The sequence below is a fragment of the Maridesulfovibrio pacificus (SeqCode) genome, from assembly GCF_048612815.1.
Taxonomy (GTDB): domain Bacteria; phylum Desulfobacterota; class Desulfovibrionia; order Desulfovibrionales; family Desulfovibrionaceae; genus Maridesulfovibrio; species Maridesulfovibrio pacificus.
Genome location: NZ_JBLZNE010000001.1, coordinates 730,289 through 755,118, shown reverse-complemented (window position 1 = coordinate 755,118; position 24,830 = coordinate 730,289). Strand labels below are relative to the sequence as shown.

Below are 24,830 nucleotides of genomic sequence, written 5' to 3'. Positions count from 1 at the left end.
GAACATCCATAGCACGGCCTGAAATAATTTGCACTAAACTAATTCAACCTCGGTCATACCGTCGCCGCCCCGGTCTTCTGGAGCAAGGCTGTACCCGGCAACTGCCGGATTATCGTCCAGAAAGATATGCACTTCGCGACGCAAAGCCCCGGTTCCACGACCATGAACAATCTCAAGCTCAGTAGCCCCGCGCAACAGTGCCTGATCAAAGAAACGGTCCAGCTCACTGATCGCCACATCTGCCCGTTTACCGCGCAGATCGATTTTAAGGGTCATTTCACCCTTGGGAGCCTTCTTGTCTGCTTTTTCAGTAACCTGACGCACTTTCTCCTGCACAGCCTTTTTGCCGACAGGACCAAGCTGGTCTGCGGGAATCCACATGGCTACGCCATCCATATCAACCTTCACCCGCTTCTTGCGTTCATCCTTTTCAATGACCACACCCTTGCGGTTCCAGCTGATATTCAGGATCGGCTTACCGACCTTGATATCATCAAATGAAAACGGCTTTACATCAGCTTTCGGCTTTTCATCGCCGCCGATTGTAGAGCGCGCTTCAGAAAGTTTTTTCAGAGCCTGTTTGCGGCCGATCTTGCCATCCTGCCATTCTTTCAGAACGCTCTGAGCCTGCTTTTTAACATCAGCAAGCACAGTAAGACGTTCACGCTCGAATTTTTCTTCCAGCTTGGCACGCTTGGACTCCAGCTTGGTTTTGATGCGATCCATTTCTTCAAGCTCTTTCTCACGGCTAACCGCAAGTTCATTGAGCCTGTTCATAACTGAACCGGAATCAGAACCTTCCATGAGCAGGTACTGCTCAGCATTGGCAAGCAAGGATTCAGGGAATCCGTGCTCTCTTGCGACATCAAGCGCGATGGAAGCTCCGACCTGATCATAGGCAAGTGAGAAAAGCGGCTTCTTGGTAGAAGGATCAAACAGCACACTGGCCGCACGTACTCCTTCGGTCACCAGAGCGTAAGTCTTAAGTGCCGGAAAGTGAGTAGCAGCAAAACAGGTAACGCCATTTTCAAGCAGCCCGTCCACCACAGCCTGTGCCAGAGCAGCACCTTGTGCCGGATCAGTACCGGAACCGAACTCATCAAGAATGAAGAGGGTTGAGGAATCCATAGAATCCCAAATACGGCTGATGGACTGAATCTGTGCAGAAAAAGTACTTACACTTTCTTCAAGAGACTGTTCGTCACCCATGATGACGAAAATTTCCTTGAACAACGGCAGTACTGAGCCCTTTTCCACCGGAACGGGAATTCCGCTGAATGCCATGACTGAAAGCAAACCGACAGTCTTCAAGCAGACAGTTTTACCACCGGCGTTACCGCCACTGACAATAAGAACTTTCTGCTCTGTAGGCAGTTCAATATTAAGTGGATTTACGCCACCTTGTGCAGAAGCAAGAAGGGGGTGACGCGCACCGCGAAGATCAAAACCTGCTCCGGACTGTACGTCAACGGCTACAGCTTTTACGGCTTCAGCAAAACTTATCTTAGCCTGCAGAACATCATATTCAACCAGAAAACCGTATGCAGCCTCGCACTGGTCATATTCCGAACGGACCAGCCCGGTCAGATAGGTCAGGATCTTAAGCTCTTCGGTCCTTTCCTGCTGTTTGAGTTCCTGCATTGTGTTATTGAGCTCCACGAGGAACATGGGCTCGAAATAGCAGGTCTCACCGGTATTAGAGTAATCGTGAACAATCCCCTGCAAGCGGCCTTTGAAATTTGTCTTCAGCGGCAGAACATAGCGGTCGTTGGTAATAGTCATGAAATCATCCTGCAGAAAACGGGAAATATCTTCGCCGTGGATGAAATCACGTACTTTTTTAGAGCAACGCTGATGCAGGGAACGAATAGACTGGCGTATATCGTAAAGCTCCGGGGAACTTTCATCTTTGATATTGCCGTCCTGATCAAGGCAACGCTTGAGGCCGGAAAATGTTTTTTCGGGCCAGCTTACACCTTCAAGAAATTCGAGGATAGTATCCCACTCCCGTTTCTCTGCAATCTCAAGGGCTTCCTTGAGGGTACGAGCCTGACCAAGAGTCTGGACCAGCGCATAAAGAGCATCAGCATCGAGCACATTGTTCGGCTTGACCAGATACTGAAAAAGTCCTTCCAACGGAGGAAATGTGCCGAGCCTGAATCCCGTTTCTTTTACGAAATTCTGACCCTGCCTGAAAAATTGGGCTGTGGAATTAATGGTACCGGCATCGACCATAGGAGACAGGGCAAGACAAGCCTCTGCACCTGACGTGGAAACACAATGGCCGGAAAGGACATTAAGAACTTTCGGAAATTCGAGTAACTGGAGAGATCTTGGCTCCATGGGATTCCAATGTAGAAAAGTGTTAGATCATGCACCCCGAATGAAACGGGACACCAATACAGAAAAAACGGCAAACAGCCCCGGAGAAACTCCGGGGCCTGCCGTTAAAATTCAGCTTAAGCTGATGTCAGGAAAGACGGGCACGAACGAGGCCGCTAACGACCTTTCCGTCAACCTGTCCTTTATAGGCTTCAGTGATGGATTTCATCACTTTACCCATATCCTGCATGGACGATGCGCCAAGATCGGCAATCGCTTTATCAATAGCTGCAGCAATTTCCTCTTCGGAAAGCTGCTCCGGCATGTAGCCGGAAAGAGCTTCGACTTCAACAGCCTCAATTTCGGCCAGCTCGGGACGTCCCGCAGCATTATACTGCTCAATGGAATCCTTACGCTGCTTGATCTGCTTTGCAACAAGATCAAGTACTTCGTCGTCTGAAAGAGTCTCCCCTTTCAGTTCAACAGTGCGATTTTTGATGGCAGTCTTGAGGTGTCTCAGAACCGCCTTCTTTACATCATCCTTGGCCTTGAAGGCCGCAATGTAGTCTTTATCAATCTGCTCAATGAGACTCATATACTAACCCATTGACATTTTGCGCATTTTTTTGATGAGCCTTTTGCGGGCAGCAGCTTTTTTCTTCTTACGCTGTACGCTGGGCTTTTCATAGTGCTGACGCTTTTTGAGTTCGGAAAGAACTCCAGCTTTTTCAACCTGCTTCTTGAAGCGGCGAAGAGCTATTTCAAAGTTATCAGAATCTTCGAGATATACACCGGGCAATCAAATCACCCCCCTGAATTAATCTCGCACAAAAAATGTGCGGAAGAGATTTTTATTAACCTTAAATATTGCATGGAGTCAAGGGCAACCCCCAAAAAAAATGTTCAGCACCCGCATACGCAGATGCTGAACAAAAATTGTCACTCAAAAGTGATACTAGTGAGCGGCGGTGTCGTTTTTGGAATCCATCCATGCTTTAACAGCACAGTAGGCCATTCCGGCACCAAGAATACCGATCACAATGTAGAGGACGCCGAAGAAAATAAAATGGTCAGGCATCCACCAAGGAAGATCCATAGGAAGAGGACTCTGAACAGTTTCACCATGCAACATAATTAAATCTCCTTAAACTACTTTACAGCGTCTTTCAGAAGCTTACCGGGGCGGAATTTTACAACCTTGCAAGCGGGAATCTTGATTTCTTCACCGGTGCGGGGGTTGCGACCTACACGCTCTTTTCTTTCGTCAACCTGGAAAGTACCGAAACCTGTAAGGGTCAGTTTTCCTTCGTTAACGAGGGTTTCTTCTACTGTATCCAGAAAGTAATTCAGGCAACGTTCTGCATCAGCTTTGGTCATTCCTGCTTTCTCAGCAATCTTAACAACGAGTTCAGCCTTAGTCATCAGTCCTTCCTCCTTGAAACGGGAAAATGATTATTGCGGCACGTTATCGCACCTGCCATTAACCTCGCCCTCCGGCGAGAGTTTGGTTCATTAAAAAAACTGCCGGACATCCCCGCCCGACAATTTGTCTTGCTAACACTCAAAACCGTTTAAAACAAGCCCCCTACCCCGTATTTCGTTCAAAAAAAAAGCGGGACTGCCTGAACAAACGACCCTGATGAAAATCTAAAACAAAATTTTCGCCAACAAGTCAAGAGGGAAAATCGTTTTTAACGCATTTATAAAGACTCTGAAATTGCAGTGGTGACAAGGCTTCCGGCCGATCCGTAAGCGAAACACCTTCCTTTTCAGCCCATTGAACCACCTCATCAGAAATGAATGATTTCAATATCTTACCTAATTGTTTGCGCCTAAATTGAAAACAGTATTTTACCAGCTTCGCAAGCCCCTCAATATCACTGGGTTTTTCTTCCTCAGAAAGTGGAAAAAATTTTATTACTGCGGAGTCGACCTTGGGTTTTGGCTTAAAAACAGTCGGCGGAACCTTGAAAAGATAGTCTGTCCGACAAAAACTTTGAATCCAAACGCTGATCGCGCCATATTTTTTCGACCCCGGCCCGGAAGTAACCCGCTGGGCAACTTCATGCTGAACCATGAAAACGCAAGTTGCATTACACTGTGCCGCAATATCCCACATAATTTTCGAAGCCACGTTGTAAGGCAGGTTGCCCACAATCTTCCAATTCTTTTCGGGATCAAGACCAGCCCAATCAAACTTAAGGGCATCCTCCAACTCTACGCTGGCTTCCGGATATTCAGCTTTAAGAGCCGGAGCAAGATCGCGGTCCTTTTCGACCAGCGTAAGGCTCTCCGGTCCGGCTTCGAGAATAAATTTTGTCAAAGCCCCCTGACCGGGACCGATTTCAATAATTGAATCGTTTTCCGTAATTTTAAGACTATCTACAATCTTACGGGCTATATTGGCATCTTGCAGAAAGTTCTGCCCGAGGCTTTTTTTGGCTCTGTGTCTTATTTGCACAAAAACTCCACTTTAAAAAATATATTAAAAAAATTAATGTAACTTCCATATGGACAACTAAGCAAGTTCTAGGTTGCCCGTCTAATATATGTCGAAAGCTTTTGCCGCATATTTTCCTGATATGCAAATACCCTTTGCCGTAGTCCATGCACGCGAAAGCGCTCTCATCGCCTTTAGAACAGTCAGGACATTGGACTTTGACGGCAAACCGCATTTTCGACCACATTCCTCCTTATTTGCCGTATTAAAATAAAAATAAACAAAGGACCCTAAAGAAACTTAAAAGCCCGCCGATATGGAAGTCGTATCACGCATATAACTCTAAAAAAGAGGATATAAATATGAGTTTCGACTTTCGTATCGGCGGTGACGCACAACAGACGTACGCTACATCAACTGCCAAAAATGCTGCGGCAGAGGAAACTGAAATCCAGTCAACCAGACTGACCATGGGTAAAAGTGCTGACGGAGACACCGTTTCCATTTCCCAGGCAGGTCAAGACAAACTTGCTGCCATGACTTCCATGGAATCATCTTCCGAAGCAACGGGAGAAAGCTCAGAAAGCAGCAACTCCATTGACGATCAGATTCAAAAAATTCAGGAACAGATCGAAAAGGTCAAAGAAGAAATAGAAAAGCTTCAAAAAGATCCGGAAAAGAACAAGGACCAGATTGCTGCCAAGCAAAACGAATTGATGCAGCTGCAGGGCCAGTTGGTTGAACTGCAGGATCAAAAATCACAGGCTTCCGGCACTAACGCTTCCGGCGGCACCAGAGCAGAAGGAATGAGTAACTCACTCACATAAGCAAATTTTAAGTATTATTTAAACCCCCATCCAGAAAACTTCTGGATGGGGTTTTTTTTGTAAAAATCTGTGCCACTTTCATTAAGCAAGCATAAAGAGATTAAACTTTCTACCGATATTAATAATACACTCACACACATCAAAAGAGGTGCATATGGGATTCGATCTAAAAATTGGAACAACAACGGCAGATCAAATTGACAGTTCAACTTTCAAAATTGCCCCAATCAAATCAGAATCTGAAGATACAGATTTTGCAAAAACAACACTCGAATTAAAAACAGAGGACTCGGTGAATATCTCTGCTGAGGGTCTTCGGAAATCCAGTGAGTTAACGGAAAAATCAGCTAAAGAAGTAGCTCAAGAGGCTTCTGAAAAAGACAATACAGAGGAAATGATACGGAAAAAGATTAAACAACTGGAAAAAGAACTCAAAGAATTACGACAAAATCCTGAACAAAATGAAAAAGCTATAAAGATGAAAGAGCAGGAACTGCAACAGTATCAGGGAATGCTAATGGATATTCTCAATAAGAAAAAAGGAGCAGAAGGTTCAGGAGGAGTTGGCGGCGGAACACCTGCACAAACAGTCAAGAGTTCTTTAACAGAAGTTCCGAAAGGAATGCTATGTGAAGTTCTGTTTTAATCATCAAAATGAACATTTAATGTCCAGTTCCTCCACCTTTGACAACTGCACCGAAAGCATTTAAGCAAATTTTATCAAATAAATCCGATGGAGGAACTTCATGAATCTGAGGGATTATATCCGCGATATACCCGACTTTCCTAAAGAAGGTATCGTATACTTTGACATTACCCCGCTTCTGGCTGAGCCAAAAGCTTTCCAATATACAATTGATCAGCTTGCTGAACGCTTTGCTGACTACAAAATAGACAAAATCGCAGCAGCAGAAGCCCGTGGTTTCATTTTCGGAGCCCCGCTGGCTACCAAGCTTGATATCGGCTTCGTGCCTATCCGCAAGCCCGGTAAACTGCCTTACGAGACCATTTCCGTAAGCTACGACCTCGAGTACGGAACAGACAACCTGAGCATGCACGTTGACGCAGTCGCCAAGGACGAAAATGTTCTGCTCATCGACGATGTTCTTGCTACCGGCGGAACAGCTGAAGGAATGGTAAAACTGGTTGAAAAAGCAGGCGGCAAGGTTTCCGGTATGGGATTTATCGCCGAGCTGACTTTCCTTGACGGAAAGAGCAAGCTGAGCGGAATAGATACCACCAGCCTCATCCAGCTTTAATCAGGATATTTCAAAACTCCTGCCCGGATCACGGATTACAAATCAGCGATCGAGGCAGGAGTTTTTTCTTTTTCACCTTTGCAAATAAGGAAAAGCAATCATGGCAGTAATCGGAATCATCGGTGGCAGCGGACTCGACAATCCTGACATTCTGAAAGACGCAAAGGATTCTGAAGTTTCCAACAAGTGGGGCTCCCCCAGCTCACCCATCAAATCCGGAACCATTGCCGGAAAAGAAGTCCATATCATCGGCCGTCACGGACGCGAGCACACAATCCCCCCGACCTACGTGAACAACCGTGCAAACATTCAGGCACTCAAAGATCTTGGCTGCGACTGCATTCTTGCCACCACCGCAGTAGGGTCATTGCGTGAAGAAATCGACCGTGGACACTTGGTCATCATCGATCAGTTCATTGATTTCACCCGCAAGCGTGAACTTACATTTTTCGAAAGCTTTGAACCGCACGCCCCGGCCCATACGCCCATGGCTGAGCCTTTTGATGCTGATTTGCGCGCCAAAATGACTGCGGCCTGCAAAGAACTGGGGGTTACCGTTCACGACAAGGGAACAGTAGTCACCATCGAAGGTCCGCGCTTTTCCACCAGAGCTGAATCGCACATGTTCCGCGCATGGGGAGCTGACATCATCAATATGTCCACCGCCCCTGAAGCTATCCTAGCCAACGAAGCAGGAATTCCCTACGCCGCAGTTGCTATGTCTACCGACTACGATTGCTGGAAAACCGACGAAGCCCCCGTCACATGGGATGATATTCTGGCAATTTTCAAAGCAAATGCCGAGAACGTCACCTCCATGCTGATTAAGACTATTGAAAATATTTAGGACGCCTCCGGAGGGGCTACCGACGGTCCCTCCGGTGGCTTAAAACCTTTTATTATGGCTTCGCCATTGTTGACGTTAAGCTGTGCGGGTAAATTATATGCAGCCGAACAAATGTGATTTGATCATTAAGGGATCTTACATTCTTACCCAGAATGAAGACCGTGAGCTGATTGAAGATGGTGCTGTTGCTGTCAGTGGTAAGATAATTTCCGCTGTGGGCAAGAGTGCTGATATTGAGAAGGAATGGATTGCCAATGAAACCATTGATTGCGGCAAATCCGTTATCCTTCCCGGTTTGATCAATTCTCACACCCACGTGCCCATGACCCTCATGCGTGGTGTGGCTGACGACCTGCCCCTGCTGGAATGGCTTCATAATTATATGTTCCCCATCGAATCAGGGCTGACCAAGGACCTGGTTGAACTGGGAGCAAGGCTTGGCTGCGCTGAAATGGTCGCCAGCGGAACCACTGCCATACTAGACGGCTATATGTATGAGGATGTGGTCGGCAAGGCAGTTGATGAAACAGGTATGAAAGCTGTGCTCGGGGAAGGTTTTTTCAAATTCCCCTCACCTTTTTTCAAAACAGCTCAAGAAGCATGGGATGTGATTGAAGGACTGCACAATCAATTTGCCGACCATGATCGCATTAAAACTGCGGTTACACCTCACGCGATATTCACTACCGATCCTGATCAACTGGCCGAGAGCATGGAGCTTGCCGAGCGTCTGGACCTGCTTTGGCAGATTCATGCAGCGGAATCAGTACCGGAAACCGAACTTACACTGGAGACCTTTGGCAAACGGCCCATTGCGATTCTCAAAGAATACGGTTTGCTGAAACAACGGACACGCCTGCATCACTGCGTAGATGTCACAGATGAGGAAATTAGCTGGATCAAAAATGCGGGAGCAATGATTGCCCACAACCCGCAATCAAACCTCAAACTGGGCTCAGGCATATGCCCACTGACCAAGTTTATTGATGCCGGAGTAACAACCGGACTGGGCACAGACGGTGCAGCCAGCAATAACAATCTGGACATGTTCGATGAAATGCGTACAGCGGCCATGCTCCAAAAAGGATTCCTACAGGACCCGGAAGCCATGCCAGCGCAGGAAGTTCTTGATATGGCAACCCTTTCTGGAGCTAAATTCTTAGGATTTGATGACTGCGGTGCAATTAAATCGGAAATGAAAGCGGACATCATTGCTATAAATATGGACAAGATGCACCTTAAACCTGTATACAAGCCCCTCTCGCACGTAATTTACTCTGCCGGAGGGCAGGATGTCTGCCTGACCATCTGCGATGGCACCGTTCTCTACCGGGATGGTAAATTTCAAACCGCTGATGTGGAAACTATTTCACGGGAAGCGGAAAAGGCGGTAGAATGGGCCTTGAAGCGGCTTAAAAACCGCTAATCGGATATTTTTTTGAAATCCAAATTTAGTTTTTTCCTTGACAACATAGGGGAAGACTGCATATGGATTTGTGCTTTTCCAAGCAAAGATATTTAAATATAAAACTAACGCTTGTTCGCAAGCGACTTGCCAAACAGGAGGCGCTACATGGCTAAAAAGAATGCAAGAGTACACGCACTCGAAGGTGCAGAAATGACTGCTGAAGGTCTTTCCTACAAAGGCGTAATTCTCGAAACCGTTGTTGAACAGTGTGACGGTTGTGAACGCGCAGTTGATTTCGAAGGTAAAAACTACTGCCCCAGCTACGCTCAGCCCGCTAAAAAGTGGTCTCACAGCGTATGTAACTTCGCAACTCACGTGCGTGCCGGTGTTGACAAAGAAGGTAAAGTTAAAGTTAACCCGCTTAAAGCATCCAAGCGTGCTGCACGCGGTCGCTAGTAAAGCATCTGCAAAATTATTCATTAATTTCGCTTATAAAATGGGTTTAGCTTTATTTTATAAGTGTGATGCCAGTACAAGCGAACACTGTCTTTTCAGGCAAGTCGTTAACTGCATATTACCTGAAAAACATTCTCACGGATGTTTTTCAACCGATTCATTTCGTGTATCATGGGAGCCGGACTTGTTCCGGCTCTTCTCTTTGGTACGCCTGAACATGGCCGAATTTCCAATAACCCTGTATCTGATGCATAACCGGAGAAACACCAATGCCTACTCAGCTTCTTTCAAAAATCGACGAAATGAAAGACGCAGCTCTAGACCTCCACGCCAAGCTGGTTGCCATTCCCGCTATCGGTCCCACCAACAATGGTACCGGGGAAAAAGCCAAAGCGGACTTCCTGACCGAATACCTTAAAGAAAACGGATTCGGCGAAGTCAAATCATACAATGCGCCGGATGATAGAGTTGAGTGCGGTTACAGACCTAATCTGGTTACTGTAATACCCGGTCAGGATCGCTCCAGAACCCTCTGGATCATCTCCCATATGGACGTTGTTCCCGTAGGAGACCTCAGCCTCTGGGATACTGATCCGTTTAAAATGGTACAGGATGGCGATACAATCTACGGACGCGGCGTGGAAGACAACCATCAGGGCTTGGTAAGCTCCGTAATTGCGGCAAAAGCCCTGCTTGATTCCGGCCTGACTCCGGGCATCAATATCGGACTCATCTTCGTTTCCGATGAAGAAACAGGTTCACATTACGGTCTTGAGTACATCGTCAAAGAGCACGAAGACCTGTTCAAAAAGAACGATCTTTTTCTCGTACCTGATTCCGGCGAGCCAGACTCCGCACTGGTTGAAATCGCTGAAAAATCATCCGTATGGTTCAAGGTGACAGTAGAAGGCAAACAGTGCCACGCTTCCACTCCCGAACAAGGCGTGAACTCCCTTGTCGCTGCTGCTGCAATGATTATGGAAGTGCCGGAACTGAAATACCATTTTGATGAAGAAGACGAACTTTTCTCCCCGCCCTTCTCCACTTTCGAACCGACTAAAAAGGAAGCCAACGTCGAAAACATCAACACCATTCCGGGCAAGGATGTTTTCTACATCGACTGCCGTGTGCTGCCCACTTACGACCTGAAGGAAGTGATTGATCAGGTTAAAGGCATGGGGCTTTACGTTGCCGAAGAGTACGGCGTAAAAGTCACAGTGGAAGTTGAAAGCGAAAGTCAGGCTGCACCGCCCACCCCGGCAGATGCCGAGATCGTGGAAAAAGTTGTCGACGCTGTTAAAGAAGTTTACGGCGTGAACGCCAGAGCCGGCGGAATCGGCGGCGGAACAGTTGCTGCCCACCTGCGCGAGCGCGGCTACCAGACTGTTGTCTGGTCCACCCTGCTGCATCAGGCCCACCAGCCCAATGAAAAAGGCTCCATCAGCAACACTCTCAATGATGCAAAAGTAATGGCACTTCTGCCGTTCTAGCGAAGTAAGTTAATATCATGATCAGAAAACAGCCGCCGCCGGAAAAATTCGACCTTATTGTCGCAGGTGCGGGCCATGCTGGTTGCGAAGCCGCTATGGCTGCCGCAAACCTTGGCCTGAAAACCCTGCTTTTAACCATCAATGTGGATCGTATCGGTCATTTGTCCTGCAACCCTGCCATCGGCGGGCTTGCAAAAGGACATATGGTCAAGGAGATTGATGCACTGGGTGGTTACATGGGCCTCTGGTCCGATAAGGCCGGAATCCAGTTCCGTATCCTGAACACCCGCAAAGGGCCTGCTGTACGCGCCAGCCGTGCACAGATGGACCGCAATGAATACATGCGCGTGGTCCAGAAGGATATTTTTTCACAGGACAACCTCTGGGTCCGGCAGGATATTGCTGAATCGCTAATCATAGAGAACGGCAAAGCCGCAGGGGTTGTGACCGGAATCGGAGAAAAATTCCATTCCCGTTCGGTAATGCTGACCACCGGAACATTCCTGCAAGGTCTCATTCACATCGGACTGGAGAATTTCAGCGGCGGACGCATGGGCGATCCGGCTTCCGTCGGTATGTCCAAAAGCCTCAAGGACGCAGGGCTCACACTTGGTCGTCTCAAGACCGGGACCACTCCCCGCCTGCTCAAGGATTCCATTGATTACGACAAACTGGAAGAACAGCGCGGAGATGATCCGCCTCAACCGTTCAGTTTCCGTACCAAGGAAATCAGCCTGCCTCAGGTAAGCTGCCATATCACTTATACCAATGAAAAGGCTCATGAAGCCATCCGTAGCGGTTTTGAACGCTCTCCCATGTTCACCGGGGTGATCAAGGGAACCGGCGCGCGTTACTGCCCTTCCATTGAAGATAAGGTTGCCAGATTTCCTGAAAAAGACCGTCACCAGATTTTTCTTGAACCTGAAGGCTATGACAGCCCTGAGGTATACCCAAGCGGCATTCCCACCAGCCTTCCGCTGGATGTACAGAAACGCATGATCCACTCCATCGAAGGATTGGAACAGGCTCAGATTGTACGCCCGGGCTACGCCATTGAATATGATTTCGTACCGCCTACCCAGCTGCTGCCGACCCTTGAAACCAAGGTTCTTCCCGGTCTCTATCTGGCAGGCCAGATCAACGGTACTTCCGGTTACGAAGAAGCTGCAGCACAGGGACTCTGGGCGGCCTGCAACGCTTTCTGCAAACTGACCGGACGCGATCCCTTCCTGCTTTCACGCGATCAGGCATACATTGCCGTTCTGGTGGATGACCTCGTAACTAAGGGAACACTTGAGCCTTACCGCATGTTCACTTCCCGTGCAGAATACAGGCTGCTGCTTCGTGAAGGTAACGCAGATCTGCGCCTCACACAAATCGGCCGTGAACTGGGATTGGTCAAAGATGATCACTGGGCGCTTTATTCCGCCAAGAAAAAAGGGCTCGATGAAGTTCTGGAAATGATAAACTCCACTCAGATCAAGCCGGATCAGCCGACCCGTGAAATAATCACAAAAATCGGCGGAACAGTTCCTAACAAATCTGTTCCCCTTGCGGCAGTGCTGCGTCAGCCGGAACTTTCAATCACAGATATGATCCATTTCAAACCTGAGATTGAGAACTATGCCGATGACATCATAGCAGAAGCGGAAACCCAAATTAAATATGAGGGTTACCTTGTTCGCCAGCAGGAGCTGGTGGACAAATTCCGCAAAATGGAATCTGTATCACTGCCTGAAGATATTGATTACTCCGCAGTAGCAGGACTTACCCGGGAAGCAGTTGAGAAACTAACAGAGGTTCGCCCCCTGACCCTTGGACAAGCCAGCAGGATTTCCGGAATTACTCCGGCCGCGGTCTCTTCAATTGAGATTCATCTAAAAAAAATCGGCGCCATTTAATTATCAGACCTGTTAGTTAAAGCATTTACTTTTCAAAATAATAAAAAATAAGTATAAGTAAACAAAAAGCTTTAACATTTATACAAGGCTGAGAGATGGCAGTAGATCAGGAATTCTTATACAAGACCCTGCGAGGATTCGGAGAGACGGGGCTCCCTCCCCAGACAGTAAATATGCTGATTGTGGTGGGGTTCTGTCTTATTGCCATTGTTGCTGCAGTGCTTTGGTACAACAACAGGGAATTGAAAAAAAAGCTCAAAGTAGTTCCAACCAGTTGGATAACGGACAAGGAACAACTTGATACAATATTTGAAACGGCGCTTGTCTACCGCTCAAAAATTGATCTCAGTTTTCATTCCAAATCTGAAAAACGCCGATCAGTTGCCTGCTCCATTGAAGACATAAATGAGGACCTTGTCCTCGAAATGCCGGCTGATGGAGACATTGCTAAATCATGGGTAGGCCGTGAAGTAACAGGATTCTTCCATGTCCCGGCTAAACAGGCGGGCATGGTGATTTTTTATAATTTTACTTCAATCATTACCGAAGTAAAGCCCAAGGGATCGCAATACTTCAATCTGTACGTTGCTTTGCCTGACCATATTGAGCAGACCCAGAAACGCGAATTCCTGAGAGTCTCCCCTCCTTCACGGCACTATGACTATGCAAACATAATCCCTGATACAACGCAGGGACTGAACGCAGGTCTTAAATTCATCGCCACAAACGGTGAATACACTCCTGGGCGCATGGGAGGGAAAGATTCCAGCGTCTTTCTTTCGGATATTTCAGGCGGTGGACTTTCGCTTGAACTGACCCATATGACAAACAAGCGAGCTGCACGCTTCAACTTGAACAAGGGGCATAATTTTCTTGTCCTGCTCAGCCTTGTGGATTTCGGAGACAGAGGAATTGTCCGCCACCTTTTTGTTACTAAAGTCAGGCGAGTATTCATCGACCCTACTCAAGGGCGGGCGCAACTTGGTCTTTCCTTTGAGTCAAAATTCATGGGTTTTGACGAGGAGACCAAAAAACCCAAATGGGAAAAAGTAGATCAAAACGGTTGCCCGGAAATGGATGACTGGACCTATAATCTTTATCTTGAGCTTTACCGTGAAGGTAACGAGTAATTAAGCTTGTTGACACGGATAGCACATAATAAGTAGATATAACTATAAACCTGATTTATATTTGCTTATTAAATTGGATCAACCGCAAAAAGGAGAATTGAATTGGACGACGGTTCTGAAGGCCGATTGTGGGCCAAAATGGTCAATATTTTCAAAAAATCAGACTCACCCCTTGAAGAGCACATCCTCGAAGCAAGCGAAGACGGCGAAATCAAAGATGAAGTCGTTTCCATGCTGCTAAATGTTCTTGAACTCAAGGACACCGAAGCCCATGAAATAATGATTCCCCGCACAGATATGGTCGGTGTTGAAGTAGGCAGCTGTCTGGCTGATGTAGCCGAAGAAATCATTGAACACGGGCATTCACGAATTCCTGTATTTCAAGAGACCAAAGACCGCATCGTGGGAATCATCCACGCCAAAGACATCATCGCCCCCCTACTTAGAGGGAAGACTGATACACCGCTTGAAGAGATAATGCGGAAGCCTTTCTTTGCATCTGAACACATAAAAGTGAAAACACTGCTTACGGAATTTCAAACCGGGCGCATACACCTGGCTATCCTGCAGGATGAGTATGGTGGAACCTCCGGTCTAATCACCATGGAAGATGTTCTTGAAGAAATCGTCGGTGACATTTCCGATGAGCACGATGCTGACCGTCCCTCTGACTTCAATGAATTGGAGGACGGCAAATTCCTCATCTCCGGCAGGGTTCCCCTGACCGAAGTATCTGAAAGACTCGAGTTGAGCCTGGACTCAGAACATGTTGAATCAATTGGTGGATACATCTCTGAATTGACGGGAAGAATTCCCCACGTAGGAGAATTCATCAATATTTCCGGCTATAAATTTACCGTACATGAAGGTGATGCCAAGCAGATTATTTCAATCCTGATAGACCCGCCAACCGGTAACTAGAATGCACCCAACTGTTCCTATTCTTATTGCAATGATCTCTGCGGGGCTTGGCTATGCCAATCCCCTCCTCCATCTCCCTGCTGCTATCCTTGCCTTTCCGCTGGCTCTGGGCATGATTGCCTTCTCGACAATCTCTCCACGCAAAGCCATGAAGCAAGGCTGGATTGCCGGTTCACTGGCAGCTTTGGCCTGTATGTACTGGATTGCCTATCCTGTGGGGGTTTATGGTGGGCTTTCCTGGGCACTGGCAATTCCATGCCCCATATTGATAGCCATGCTGATAGGAGTATACTACGGCATCTACACATACATCCTCAACTATGCAGCCCGGTGTTTATCTCCCTTTGCGCTCTGTATTTTCAGCGGAGCACTCTGGACCAGCATGGAAACCGCGCAAGGCTTCCTGTTTTCAGGGTTCCCGTGGATGACATTATCCTCCGCTTTGGCTTTCAGGCCGGAATGGATTCAAGGAGCAGCTTTTATCGGATCATACGGCCTTTCAGGACTGCTGGTATCTGTGGCAACGGCAATCTTGTGCTGCAAAAACTCCCTCCCTGCAAAAATATGGACTATTACCGTTGTCGCGTTGATCATTATCCTCGGCGGCATGCGTACAGCTCCGGAGCAGTTTTCTAATCTGGTAAAAACCGGAGACACTTCCATCGGCCTGATTCAGGGTAATATTGACCAGGCAAAAAAATGGGATGCAGAGTATAAAAAAACAACTTTCGAAAAATACCTCCGCCTAAGCAGGCAGGTAATCCATAAAACCGATCTTGTGCTCTGGCCTGAAACCGCCATGCCCTTTTATCTTCAAGACGGCGGCATAATGCGTGCGGAAATCATGAATTTCGCATCCGAGACCAAAACCCCAATCCTTACCGGAGCTCCCGGTTACATCCTGCACAGCAAAGGCGATTTCTCTCTTTACAACAGGGCATACCTTATTTCACCTGACAAAAAATACATGGACTGGTACGACAAATCACATCTGGTGCCTTTCGGAGAATACATACCCTTCAAAGAGTACCTGCCGCTAGGCAAACTGGTGCAGGGTGCAGGGGATTTTATCCCCGGCTCCGACGCATCTCCGCTTAAAAGCGGCGACCTTGCTATGGGTATGCTCATTTGCTATGAAGGTATCTTCCCGGAACTGGCACAGGAAAGAGTAGAGAAAGGTGCCAACATACTGATAAATATCAGCAATGATGCATGGTACGGAAACACATCCGCTCCACGGCAACACCTTAACCTGGTAACCATGAGGTCTGTTGAACAGGGACGCTATATGCTCCGGGGAACCAACACCGGAATATCCGCCTGCATTGATCCTCTGGGACGAATCAGTCAAGCAACCGGACTCTTTGTAGATGCGGCAGTAGCTGCAGAAGCCGAACTGATGAGCGGTACTACTTTTTACCACGCCAATTACCAAGCAGTAACCACCACCCCGTTGGTGCTGACCATGCTTGGTGTAGTATGGATAATTATAAACCGTCGCAAAAAACAGACGGGAATTAAAATATAAAGGAATTATTTCAAAATATGCTTCAATTTTCAGACCTCAAATCCAAGGCCTTAAACTGCATACAAAAATACGAATCCCTCTGGGGGCGTCTTTGACCACGCTCAAAGCAAGGAAAGACTCGAAGAGATAGAACACGACCTGAGCAAACCCGGTGCATGGGATAAACCGGACGCACTCACTCCGGTCCTGCGCGAAAAATCCATGCTGGAAGAAAAAGTCACTTCATACGACAACCTTTCTTCCAGCAAAGACGATGTTGAAGAATGGCTGATGATGGCCTCTGAGGATCAGGATCAGGAAATCCTCGAAGCCCTTTCAGAGAACGTTGAAAAGCTTGCCCAGCTTGTGGAACAGACTGAGCTTGCCGCCCTGCTTTCCGGGCCGGAAGATAAAAGTACAGCCATTCTTGAGATTCACCCCGGTGCCGGTGGAATTGAGTCACAGGATTGGGCCGAAATGCTCCTGCGCATGTATCTTCGCTGGGCAGACAAACGTAACTGGAAAACCAGCTATCTTGACTACCAGCCAGACGATGAAGCAGGTATCAAAAGTGTAACCCTTCGCATTGAAGGACTTTACGCCTACGGTTTTCTCAAGGGTGAAGCGGGCATCCACCGGTTGATCCGCATTTCGCCCTTTGATGCTTCCGGCAGAAGGCATACCTCCTTTGCTTCGGTAGACGTTTATCCTGAAATTTCACAGGACATCGAAATCGAAGTAAAAGACGAAGATATCCGGCTTGACGTTTTCAGGGCCAGCGGTCCCGGCGGGCAGCACGTCAACAAGACCAACTCTGCGGTACGCATTACCCATCTGCCCACAAATATTGTTGTTCAGTGCCAGAATGAAAAGTCACAGCTGAAAAACAAAGAAACCGCTATGAAAGTCCTCAAGTCCCGACTCTACGAGCAGGAACTGAAGAGGCAGGAAGAAAGCAAAAGAGCTGACTATGCCACCAAGGATTCTATCGGATTCGGCAGTCAGATCAGGACATACACTCTGCAACCTTACCGACTGGTCAAAGACCATCGCTGCGGAGCCGAAGACGGAAATGTCGAAGCGGTTCTGGACGGTGAACTCGATGGTCTGATCAGGAAATTCATGCTTGACGCATACGGCGGAGAAAATGAGCGCTGAGTACATCGCTGAAAATGAAGCAAGTCTCCTCGAAGAATTGCTTTCCGTGCGGGACAGATTCTGTAATGAAAAAGAAGTCTGTCACACCCATGAATGCCCGGAAGGACTTGCCGTTTTACGGCTTTGTCCGGGGATGACCCTTAAGGCTTGGGAAATTCTTGCGGAAAGGCACGGTTTAAACGACTGGATGACCGTTCCTCTCGACCGGAACATGGCCCCGCACCTTAACCATGTGCAATCTGTTCTTCAGGAACTTTCCTACAAGACTGAGCACGATCCTCTTACTGGCCTCTCCAACCGACGGGTCTTTGAAAGAACCCTTGATCAGGAAATAGAGAGGACCAGAAGGAACAAGACTCCTCTGACTCTGGCTATACTTGATCTGGATAATTTCAAAAAAATTAACGATACGTGGGGACACCTGAAAGGCGACGAAGTTTTAATTGATTTTGCAGATCTCCTTTCACAGAACTCGCGCCGCTATGACCTTGTAGCTCGAATCGGTGGAGAAGAATTCGCAATAATCCTTTCGGGAGTGGGTCTTGTAAAAGCCAAACAACTGCTCGAAAGATTGCTGGATAAAGTGCGGGCACTGACTTTCACCAAACCGGGAAGCAATGAAACTTTTTCAATAACCTGCTCCGCCGGAATTTCCTGCTTTAAAGGCATGGTGGAAATTGAAATGCAAGAGCTGGTCAGCAAAGCAGACAAGGCTCTGTATGAAGCCAAGGAATCAGGTAAGGATCAGGTTTGCTCAGCTGATATTCTTGATTTTGAAACAGTGACCAAGGAAACCCTTGTGCATGCCAATGAAAAAAAATTTTTATTCACGGGAAGTTGACGCCGCACTCTCAAAATCAGTTATTTTGAATCCCGATAAATTTTATTGTTACCCTAATGAAGGAACATATAAGACATGATCAACGCCAATAAAACATTAAGCCTTGCTATCATGAGCGGTAAGGGCGGAGTCGGTAAAACCAACCTATCCCTTAATCTTTCCTATGCCTTGAATATCGGAGGCAACAGCCTGCTGCTCATGGACTGCGACCTCGGACTGGCAAACCTGGACGTTCTGCTGGGAATTTCCCCGGAATCAAACATGCAGGATCTGCTGACCAGCGGTGCCAAGCCTTCTGATATTGTAATCCCCATTGAGAAGGGAAAGAAATTCGACATCCTGCCAGCAGCTTCCGGAGTGCCGGAACTTGTCGAAATGGACGAAGACATGCAGGATCTGCTGTTCAGCAAAATAACTGAACTTGTCGGCGGATACCAGTATCTGGTGCTCGACCTCGGTGCCGGAATCAGTGGAACAGTGCTCTCTTTCGCGGCCATGACGCAAATGCGAATTGTGGTCATTACCCCGGAACCGACCTCACTGACAGACAGCTACGCACTGATCAAGGTTCTGCACTCTCAGCACAATGTCAGCGATTTCAACATAGTAGTAAATCAGGCTACTAATGAAAAAGAAGCCCGGGAGACTTTTAACCGTTTAAATATGGCCTGCGAAAAATTTCTTAATATTAAGTTGAAAAATATGGGCTATGTGCGCTATGATCCTGCAGTAACAGAAGCTGTAAGACGGCAGATTCCTTTTATTAAGTATGCTCCTAAATCTGATGCAAGCCGCGATATCCTGAATATTGCTGTTAAAATTCAAAAGATCAGAATGGAAAATATGGGCAGACTCGGTGAAAGACCTGTCATGAAAAAATTTCCTACACTGGACGACTAATTATGCTTGACGAAAAGGGTAACTTTTCGGCATAGTTGTATTAGAAATGGTAATAACACTAGCTTGTCACACTCAACACGATGTGGGAGAGGACATGAACAAAAGCGAACTGATCAAGAGTCTTGCGGAAGAAAAAGGTCTCCACGTGGATGAATCAGCCGAAATTGTTGATGCATTTGTAGATGCCATCAAAGAGGCGCTTGTTCGCGGCGACAGAGTTGAAATCAGAGGATTCGGCAGCTTTAAAATGAAAGAATACAAAGGGTACACCGGGCGTAACCCTAAAACTGGTGATGTCGTAGACGTTACCCCTAAAAAACTGCCTTTTTTCCGTCCCGGTAAAGAGCTGAAGGAATATTTGAACGCTTAATGCGACTTCTCATATTTGCTTTTTTTCTCCTTGTCAGCATGGGACCTTCGATGTCCTATGCTGACAAGGATGTACTATTGTCTATTGCAGACACCGCCAACACATTCGGGACTGTAAACCCCTGCCCCACCTGAGGGAACAAAACCCTTGGGGGACTGGCCCGGCGGGCCGGTTATCTTATGGATCTGCGGGTCGCACAGAAACACGACGTCCTGATACTGGGCGGTGCATTTGAATTTCTGCCGACTTCCGGCAAAAAAGTTTCCGATAAAAAACGAAATGCGCTGACTGAAGCTTTCCAAATCATTAATTATGATTTAGGAATTCTTAGTCCTGCCGAAATGAGTTTTCTGCAAAATTCCCCTAAAGGAATTCCGCAAAACTGGTTCGGCAACATGGAAGCACAGGTTATCAATAAGCCTCTTGCCAATGGTAAGAAGGCCTCAATAATCATTCTTCCATACCTTGAAAAAGGCTCCGACGACCTTCCTGACGATCTCATTGATGAATGCGCCACACTGATCAAGGAAAGCAGGGAGGAAGCGGATCTGGTAATTGCCATGAGTTCATGGGGTTACTTCAGGGAGAAAAAATTTCTCGCCAATCCGGTCATTGGCGAGGCTCCTCCGGACATTCTCCTTGGGAGCGGTGACGGACCGGGACTTTCCGGCAGTCTTACCGTAAACGGTAAGACCGTGTGGGTGCGCAGCTACCCTACCGGAAAAGCGGTTAACAGAATCGATATCTACGGCTGGCCTTCTAGAGATGAAGACTTTAAGTGGTCTTCCGGCCAAAACGTAAAATGGTTTCTGCAAACCTTGACTGAAAAGCTCCGTGAGGAGCCGGAAGTAGTAAAGCTGCTCAGTGGTATTTCGGATGATAAGTAAATTAAATTTGGAGGCTTAAAGCATGACATTCCAAGGAGCATTCACTGCTCTGGTCACTCCGTTCAAGAACGGAGAGATTGATCAGGACGCATACCGCGAACTGATCGAGTGGCAGATCGAACAGGGGATCGACGGTCTTGTACCTTGCGGTACTACCGGCGAAGCGGCAACAATGACCCATGATGAACAAGGTGAGGTTATTAGAATCTGTGTCGAGCAGGCCAAGGGACGTGTCCCGGTCATTGCTGGCGCGGGTTCCAACAATACCAAGGAAGCCGTAAACCTGACTAAGCTTGCTAAACAGGCAGGCGCAGACGCCACCCTCCAGATTACACCATATTACAATAAACCGACTCCGGCGGGCTTGCTGGCGCATTTCAAAGCCCTCTCAGAAGAGGCTTCCATGCCCTTCATCCTTTACAACGTCCCCGGGCGCACAGGACTTAATGCCCTGCCCGAAACCATCGCTATGATCGCGAATGAAGTTCCCGATGTCGTTGGTGTAAAGGAAGCAACTGCCAATCTCGGTCAGGTTTCTGATGTAATCGAGCAGTGCCCGGAAGGATTCACCGTTCTTTCCGGTGATGACTTCACTGTTCTGCCTCTGCTTGCTCTTGGCGGACACGGCGTAATCTCCGTTGTCTCAAACATCGTGCCTGACTTGATGTCCGGTATGTGCGCAGCATACAGGGCCGGAGACATGAAGAAGGCTCAGGAACTGCACTTCAAGATGCAGCCCCTGAACCGGGTAATGTTCGTTGAGACCAACCCCATTCCAGTGAAAACTGCACTGGGCATGATGGGTAAATTTGAGACATCCTTCAGATTGCCGCTGGTTCCGCTCATGGAACAAAGCAAAGCAAAGCTTGAAGCACAGCTCAAAGCAAGCGGCCTGATCTAGGCTGCTTTCAGCAATACAATTTAAAATCCCCGCACGGTTTTCCGTGCGGGGATTTTTTTACGTGTCGCAATATAAAATGATCCAAATTATTATCTTCGGCCCATCCCGCTGCCTCCCATGCCACGGCCTCCGCCGCCCATACCGCGACCTCCTCCAGCCATCCCCATTCCGCGTCCGGTTCCGCCCATGCGGCGGCACCCACCACCAAAACGGCTCAAGTCATTTGGAGAACGCTTTAAATCTGCAACTGGCTGCGCACTGCCCGAAAATTCAGCCACATACTTATCGGCCAGTTCACGCACCGTACCGGACTGAACAGTAACCATTTCAATATGTCCTGCCTGCAAAGCCTGCTCAGCCTTAGGACCAAAAGTTCCCGAAATCACGGTATTCACCCCTTGATCAGCCAACAGCTGAGCGGTCTGTAATCCTGCTCCGCCAGCGACCTGCGCATTTACGGAATTATCTACAAACCGACTTTCACCTGTTTCGCTATTAAAAATGACAAAACCAGCAGCCCTGCCAAAACGAGGTTCAAACGGGCCATCCAAATTAGAATTATTTGCACTTACAGCGATAAGCATAATGCCTCCTGTTCTGAAATTAAATACTCTTTTCATTTAATTCTGCATAAAGGAGGCCAACAACATCAGTACAATTAATACAACTAATTACCCGCGACTTGGCAAATAAAGCTCAACATACTTGGCGCAAAACAAGCCCAAACACCTATTTTAGGATCATTCTGAGCGCTGAATTTCGTTCCAAGTATTCCGCTGTAACCGATAAAGGAAGTGCTCGCGCAAATAATTGCCCACAGGAATTGAAGGATGTTCAAACGTTTCACTTTCCCGGCGCATACCGAGTCTTTCCATGACTGCTTGCGACGCTTTATTTTGCGTGGAAGTGAAGGATACAATCTCATCCAGACCAAGCTTTGTGAATCCGTATTCCAAGGCAAACCTTGCTGCCTCAGTGGCATAACCGTAACCCCAAAACTCTTTATCAAGTCGCCAACCAATCTCAACACACGGCGAGAAAGGCAATTCTGCAATTGGAATATGTAAGCCGACAAAACCGATAAACGGACAAACATCCGGTATTTCAACCGCCCAAAATCCCCAGCCTCGCTTATCTATCAAGCCACTTATCACGTCAGCATTGCCATTACTTTCCACTTTCGAAAGCGGTGCCGGAAAGTATTTCATAACTTCCTGATCCGCATTAATACGAGCAAAGGGAGCATAATCGCTAGATTTCCAGCCACGTAAAATAAGCCGTTCAGTTTTAAACTTAATCATAATAAAAAGGATACAATAGAATTAAACAATATGTAAATTTTACTCAATGCAAACAAAAAAGCAGCCCAGTCCCAACAAGACCAGTCTGCCAAATGATGAGCTGCCCTTCAATCGAAGACAGCCGTTAAAAAATATATGCGAAGCTTGTTAAAAGGTTCTGAAGGGGATGGGGTCTGGGGAAGGGGAAACTCTTGCAAGAGTTTCCCCTTCCCCAGACGCCGGAGGCAATCTTACAAATTCTTAATTACGGCTTCACCCATTTCGGTGCAGCCTACGAGCTTACCGCCCACATCCATGATATCACCAGTACGCAGTCCTTCGGAAAGGGTCTTTTCAACTGCGGCTTCGATGCAATCAGCTTCTTCAGCCATATTGAAGGAGTAGCGCAGCATCATAGCGATGGAGAGGATGGTAGCCAGCGGGTTGGCTTTGTTCTCACCTGCGATATCCGGTGCGGAACCGTGAATAGGCTCGTACAGGCCGGGATTGGACGCGCCGAGGGATGCTGAAGGCAGCATACCGATGGAACCGGTGATAACGGAAGCTTCGTCGGAAAGGATATCGCCGAACAGGTTACCGGTCACGATAACATCGAACTGGGAAGGATCACGCACCAGCTGCATTGCAGCGTTATCAACATACATGTGAGTCAGCTCAACATCGGGGTAATCCTTGGAAACTTCAATGACGATTTCACGCCATACACGGGAAACATCCAGAACGTTAGCTTTATCTACGGAGCAAAGTTTCTTGTTACGCTTCTGGGCAGCTTCGAAAGCAACCTTGGCAATACGTTTTACTTCGTGCTCGTAATAAACCATGGTGTTGTAGCCCATGCGTTCGCCGTTCTCTACCTTTGTACCACGAGGTTCACCGAAGTAAATACCACCGGTCAGTTCGCGCACAACCATGATGTCAATGCCCTTTTCAACGATATCGGGACGCAGAAAACATGCATCTTTAAGCTGCGGGAATAATGCTGCAGGACGCAGGTTGGCAAACAGGGAGAGCTCCTTACGGATACCGAGAAGACCTCTTTCAGGACGGATTGCGGGATCAATGGTATCCCATTTCGGACCGCCTACTGCGCCGAGAAGAACTGCGTCAGACTCTTTACAGGCCTTAACGGTCTCGTCAGGAAGAGGTACACCGGTTGCGTCGATGGCTGCGCCGCCGATAAGAGCTTCGGTGGTTTCAAATTTGTGACCGAATTTTTCGCCGATTACGTTCAGAACCTTAACGCCCTGTTCCATGATTTCCGGCCCGATACCATCACCGGGCATTATGCATATTTTCATTTTGAAATTCCTATGTGATGCGCTACGCGCTATTTATATTGATTTCGCCTCCGGCGGCCAAAGAAACTTTTTGGAAAAAGTTTCTCTGGACTCTTCAAAAACTTGTAATAAGCTTCGCTGCCGGGGGCCGAAGTCGCTCATTTTACGACCTGTCTAGCATCAAAATCTATTTAGAGAGACGATCTTTGACGTATTCTACCAGCCCACCGCAGTCGAGGATGCCCTTCATGAACGGGGGTACCGGAGCACAGGTGATAGTTTCACCAGTGGTCACGTTCTTGATTTTGCCGTTTTCGGCATCAACTTCGAGCTGATCGCCATCGCCGAGCTTTTCAAAATCATCACCAACTTCGAGGAGAATGAGGCCCATGTTGAAGCCATTGCGGTAAAAAATACGGGCGAAGCTTTTAGCAACTACGACCGGAATACCGGCACCAAGAATGGAGATAGGAGCGTGCTCACGAGAAGAACCGCAGCCGAAGTTTTCGTCGGCAACCATGATGTCATTCTTTTTAACGCGCTTAATCCAACCTGCTTCAAGCCCTTCCATGCAGTTAGCACCGAGTTCATCAGGATCGGTGGTAACCAGAAAACGGGCCGGGATGATAGCATCTGTATCGATATGTGCCCCGACTCTATGTGCTGTTCCTTTGATAGACATATTTA

General features: G+C 47.6%; 26 protein-coding genes and 1 pseudogene. 17 read left to right on the top strand and 10 right to left on the bottom strand.

Annotated elements, in window-relative coordinates; all coding sequences use genetic code 11:
• Positions 1-33 precede the first annotated feature (33 nt).
• From ACNI23_RS03675 to rsmA, 6 genes and pseudogenes are all read right to left on the bottom strand, one after another.
• Positions 34-2,343 (bottom strand): endonuclease MutS2, encoded by a 2,310-nt coding sequence (locus ACNI23_RS03675; protein ID WP_420246851.1) that lies wholly within the window; start codon positions 2,341-2,343, stop codon positions 34-36.
• A gap of 127 nt (positions 2,344-2,470) precedes the next feature.
• Complete coding sequence (locus tag ACNI23_RS03670) at positions 2,471-2,917, bottom strand: GatB/YqeY domain-containing protein (RefSeq protein WP_420246850.1); 447 nt, start codon at positions 2,915-2,917, stop codon at positions 2,471-2,473.
• Positions 2,918-2,920: 3 nt separating this feature from the next.
• Positions 2,921-3,121: a 30S ribosomal protein S21 gene (gene rpsU / locus ACNI23_RS03665; protein WP_015336888.1), complete on the bottom strand. Its 201-nt coding sequence runs from the start codon at positions 3,119-3,121 to the stop codon at positions 2,921-2,923.
• 156 nt (positions 3,122-3,277) lie between these two features.
• Positions 3,278-3,454, bottom strand: a complete 177-nt coding sequence (locus ACNI23_RS03660; protein ID WP_015851486.1) for a hypothetical protein — start codon at positions 3,452-3,454, stop codon at positions 3,278-3,280.
• Positions 3,455-3,471: 17 nt separating this feature from the next.
• Positions 3,472-3,753, bottom strand: a pseudogene (locus ACNI23_RS03655) (HU family DNA-binding protein); the annotation flags it as partial.
• A gap of 241 nt (positions 3,754-3,994) precedes the next feature.
• Complete coding sequence (gene rsmA, locus ACNI23_RS03650; protein WP_420246849.1) at positions 3,995-4,783, bottom strand: 16S rRNA (adenine(1518)-N(6)/adenine(1519)-N(6))-dimethyltransferase RsmA; 789 nt, start codon at positions 4,781-4,783, stop codon at positions 3,995-3,997.
• A gap of 341 nt (positions 4,784-5,124) precedes the next feature.
• Here rsmA and ACNI23_RS03645 point away from each other — a divergent pair, with 341 nt between their 5' ends.
• From ACNI23_RS03645 to dapA, 17 genes are all read left to right on the top strand, one after another.
• The gene (locus ACNI23_RS03645; protein WP_420246848.1) at positions 5,125-5,589 is read left to right on the top strand and encodes a hypothetical protein; all 465 of its coding nucleotides are present in this window, start codon (positions 5,125-5,127) and stop codon (positions 5,587-5,589) included.
• 154 nt (positions 5,590-5,743) lie between these two features.
• A complete protein-coding gene (locus ACNI23_RS03640) occupies positions 5,744-6,235 on the top strand; it encodes a hypothetical protein (RefSeq protein ID WP_420246847.1) in 492 nt (163 codons plus the stop codon).
• Positions 6,236-6,335: 100 nt separating this feature from the next.
• Positions 6,336-6,848: an adenine phosphoribosyltransferase gene (locus tag ACNI23_RS03635; protein ID WP_015851482.1), complete on the top strand. Its 513-nt coding sequence runs from the start codon at positions 6,336-6,338 to the stop codon at positions 6,846-6,848.
• Between the two features lie 100 nt (positions 6,849-6,948).
• The gene (mtnP, locus tag ACNI23_RS03630; RefSeq protein ID WP_015851481.1) at positions 6,949-7,695 is read left to right on the top strand and encodes an S-methyl-5'-thioadenosine phosphorylase; all 747 of its coding nucleotides are present in this window, start codon (positions 6,949-6,951) and stop codon (positions 7,693-7,695) included.
• Positions 7,696-7,792: 97 nt separating this feature from the next.
• Positions 7,793-9,121 (top strand): amidohydrolase family protein, encoded by a 1,329-nt coding sequence (locus tag ACNI23_RS03625; RefSeq protein ID WP_420246846.1) that lies wholly within the window; start codon positions 7,793-7,795, stop codon positions 9,119-9,121.
• Between the two features lie 147 nt (positions 9,122-9,268).
• Entirely contained in the window at positions 9,269-9,559 is a 291-nt protein-coding gene (locus tag ACNI23_RS03620) for a PxxKW family cysteine-rich protein (protein ID WP_015851479.1), read from the top strand.
• A 269-nt stretch (positions 9,560-9,828) separates the two neighbouring features.
• Complete coding sequence (locus ACNI23_RS03615; RefSeq protein WP_420246845.1) at positions 9,829-11,049, top strand: M20 family metallo-hydrolase; 1,221 nt, start codon at positions 9,829-9,831, stop codon at positions 11,047-11,049.
• A 17-nt stretch (positions 11,050-11,066) separates the two neighbouring features.
• The gene (gene mnmG, locus ACNI23_RS03610; RefSeq protein ID WP_420246844.1) at positions 11,067-12,950 is read left to right on the top strand and encodes a tRNA uridine-5-carboxymethylaminomethyl(34) synthesis enzyme MnmG; all 1,884 of its coding nucleotides are present in this window, start codon (positions 11,067-11,069) and stop codon (positions 12,948-12,950) included.
• 95 nt (positions 12,951-13,045) lie between these two features.
• Positions 13,046-14,080, top strand: a complete 1,035-nt coding sequence (locus ACNI23_RS03605; protein WP_420246843.1) for a PilZ domain-containing protein — start codon at positions 13,046-13,048, stop codon at positions 14,078-14,080.
• 102 nt (positions 14,081-14,182) lie between these two features.
• Positions 14,183-15,001, top strand: coding sequence for a hemolysin family protein (locus tag ACNI23_RS03600; protein WP_420246842.1), 819 nt, complete (start codon positions 14,183-14,185; stop codon positions 14,999-15,001).
• A gap of 1 nt (position 15,002) precedes the next feature.
• On the top strand, positions 15,003-16,529 hold the full coding sequence (gene lnt / locus ACNI23_RS03595; RefSeq protein ID WP_420246841.1) for an apolipoprotein N-acyltransferase: 1,527 nt from the start codon (positions 15,003-15,005) through the stop codon (positions 16,527-16,529).
• A 17-nt stretch (positions 16,530-16,546) separates the two neighbouring features.
• Positions 16,547-17,666 (top strand): peptide chain release factor 2 gene (gene prfB / locus ACNI23_RS03590; RefSeq protein WP_420246840.1). Its coding sequence is split into 2 segments (ribosomal slippage): positions 16,547-16,621 and positions 16,623-17,666, totalling 1,119 coding nucleotides; the frame shifts between segments, so codons are not numbered across the junction.
• Positions 17,656-18,507, top strand: a complete 852-nt coding sequence (locus tag ACNI23_RS03585; RefSeq protein ID WP_420246839.1) for a GGDEF domain-containing protein — start codon at positions 17,656-17,658, stop codon at positions 18,505-18,507. Before prfB ends, ACNI23_RS03585 begins: the two co-directional genes overlap by 11 nt.
• 75 nt (positions 18,508-18,582) lie before the next feature.
• Positions 18,583-19,407: a MinD/ParA family protein gene (locus ACNI23_RS03580; RefSeq protein ID WP_420246838.1), complete on the top strand. Its 825-nt coding sequence runs from the start codon at positions 18,583-18,585 to the stop codon at positions 19,405-19,407.
• 46 nt (positions 19,408-19,453) lie between these two features.
• Positions 19,454-19,777, top strand: a complete 324-nt coding sequence (locus ACNI23_RS03575) for an HU family DNA-binding protein (RefSeq protein WP_197528797.1) — start codon at positions 19,454-19,456, stop codon at positions 19,775-19,777.
• Positions 19,777-20,664, top strand: coding sequence for a UshA-like (seleno)protein family 2 (locus ACNI23_RS03570; protein ID WP_420705238.1), 888 nt, complete (start codon positions 19,777-19,779; stop codon positions 20,662-20,664). The genes ACNI23_RS03575 and ACNI23_RS03570 overlap by 1 nt, the downstream gene beginning before the upstream one ends.
• Before the next feature lie 22 nt (positions 20,665-20,686).
• Complete coding sequence (gene dapA, locus ACNI23_RS03565) at positions 20,687-21,565, top strand: 4-hydroxy-tetrahydrodipicolinate synthase (RefSeq protein WP_420246835.1); 879 nt, start codon at positions 20,687-20,689, stop codon at positions 21,563-21,565.
• A gap of 89 nt (positions 21,566-21,654) precedes the next feature.
• Here dapA and ACNI23_RS03560 read toward each other — a convergent pair whose 3' ends face one another.
• From ACNI23_RS03560 to ACNI23_RS03545, 4 genes are all read right to left on the bottom strand, one after another.
• Positions 21,655-22,149 (bottom strand): NifB/NifX family molybdenum-iron cluster-binding protein, encoded by a 495-nt coding sequence (locus ACNI23_RS03560; RefSeq protein ID WP_420246834.1) that lies wholly within the window; start codon positions 22,147-22,149, stop codon positions 21,655-21,657.
• A gap of 156 nt (positions 22,150-22,305) precedes the next feature.
• On the bottom strand, positions 22,306-22,866 hold the full coding sequence (locus ACNI23_RS03555) for a GNAT family N-acetyltransferase (protein ID WP_420246833.1): 561 nt from the start codon (positions 22,864-22,866) through the stop codon (positions 22,306-22,308).
• Positions 22,867-23,096: 230 nt separating this feature from the next.
• Complete coding sequence (leuB, locus tag ACNI23_RS03550; RefSeq protein ID WP_420246831.1) at positions 23,097-24,164, bottom strand: 3-isopropylmalate dehydrogenase; 1,068 nt, start codon at positions 24,162-24,164, stop codon at positions 23,097-23,099.
• A 166-nt stretch (positions 24,165-24,330) separates the two neighbouring features.
• Complete coding sequence (locus ACNI23_RS03545) at positions 24,331-24,825, bottom strand: 3-isopropylmalate dehydratase small subunit (RefSeq protein ID WP_420246830.1); 495 nt, start codon at positions 24,823-24,825, stop codon at positions 24,331-24,333.
• Positions 24,826-24,830: the final 5 nt, after the last annotated feature.

What these genes read in the sequence shown, in the direction of transcription:
- ACNI23_RS03670 (WP_420246850.1), bottom strand. Translation starts at nt 2,917, where the DNA reads ATGAGTCTCATTGAGCAGATTGATAAAGACTACATTGCGGCCTTCAAG.
- ACNI23_RS03645 (WP_420246848.1), top strand. Translation starts at nt 5,125, where the DNA reads ATGAGTTTCGACTTTCGTATCGGCGGTGACGCACAACAGACGTACGCT.
- ACNI23_RS03585 (WP_420246839.1), top strand. Translation starts at nt 17,656, where the DNA reads ATGAGCGCTGAGTACATCGCTGAAAATGAAGCAAGTCTCCTCGAAGAA.
- mtnP (WP_015851481.1), top strand. Translation starts at nt 6,949, where the DNA reads ATGGCAGTAATCGGAATCATCGGTGGCAGCGGACTCGACAATCCTGAC.
- ACNI23_RS03620 (WP_015851479.1), top strand. Translation starts at nt 9,269, where the DNA reads ATGGCTAAAAAGAATGCAAGAGTACACGCACTCGAAGGTGCAGAAATG.
- ACNI23_RS03640 (WP_420246847.1), top strand. Translation starts at nt 5,744, where the DNA reads ATGGGATTCGATCTAAAAATTGGAACAACAACGGCAGATCAAATTGAC.
- ACNI23_RS03560 (WP_420246834.1), bottom strand. Translation starts at nt 22,149, where the DNA reads ATGCTTATCGCTGTAAGTGCAAATAATTCTAATTTGGATGGCCCGTTT.
- ACNI23_RS03625 (WP_420246846.1), top strand. Translation starts at nt 7,793, where the DNA reads ATGCAGCCGAACAAATGTGATTTGATCATTAAGGGATCTTACATTCTT.
- leuB (WP_420246831.1), bottom strand. Translation starts at nt 24,164, where the DNA reads ATGAAAATATGCATAATGCCCGGTGATGGTATCGGGCCGGAAATCATG.
- ACNI23_RS03660 (WP_015851486.1), bottom strand. Translation starts at nt 3,454, where the DNA reads ATGTTGCATGGTGAAACTGTTCAGAGTCCTCTTCCTATGGATCTTCCT.
- mnmG (WP_420246844.1), top strand. Translation starts at nt 11,067, where the DNA reads ATGATCAGAAAACAGCCGCCGCCGGAAAAATTCGACCTTATTGTCGCA.
- ACNI23_RS03605 (WP_420246843.1), top strand. Translation starts at nt 13,046, where the DNA reads ATGGCAGTAGATCAGGAATTCTTATACAAGACCCTGCGAGGATTCGGA.
- lnt (WP_420246841.1), top strand. Translation starts at nt 15,003, where the DNA reads ATGCACCCAACTGTTCCTATTCTTATTGCAATGATCTCTGCGGGGCTT.
- ACNI23_RS03675 (WP_420246851.1), bottom strand. Translation starts at nt 2,343, where the DNA reads ATGGAGCCAAGATCTCTCCAGTTACTCGAATTTCCGAAAGTTCTTAAT.
- ACNI23_RS03555 (WP_420246833.1), bottom strand. Translation starts at nt 22,866, where the DNA reads ATGATTAAGTTTAAAACTGAACGGCTTATTTTACGTGGCTGGAAATCT.
- ACNI23_RS03575 (WP_197528797.1), top strand. Translation starts at nt 19,454, where the DNA reads ATGGTAATAACACTAGCTTGTCACACTCAACACGATGTGGGAGAGGAC.
- ACNI23_RS03580 (WP_420246838.1), top strand. Translation starts at nt 18,583, where the DNA reads ATGATCAACGCCAATAAAACATTAAGCCTTGCTATCATGAGCGGTAAG.
- ACNI23_RS03545 (WP_420246830.1), bottom strand. Translation starts at nt 24,825, where the DNA reads ATGTCTATCAAAGGAACAGCACATAGAGTCGGGGCACATATCGATACA.
- ACNI23_RS03615 (WP_420246845.1), top strand. Translation starts at nt 9,829, where the DNA reads ATGCCTACTCAGCTTCTTTCAAAAATCGACGAAATGAAAGACGCAGCT.
- dapA (WP_420246835.1), top strand. Translation starts at nt 20,687, where the DNA reads ATGACATTCCAAGGAGCATTCACTGCTCTGGTCACTCCGTTCAAGAAC.
- ACNI23_RS03635 (WP_015851482.1), top strand. Translation starts at nt 6,336, where the DNA reads ATGAATCTGAGGGATTATATCCGCGATATACCCGACTTTCCTAAAGAA.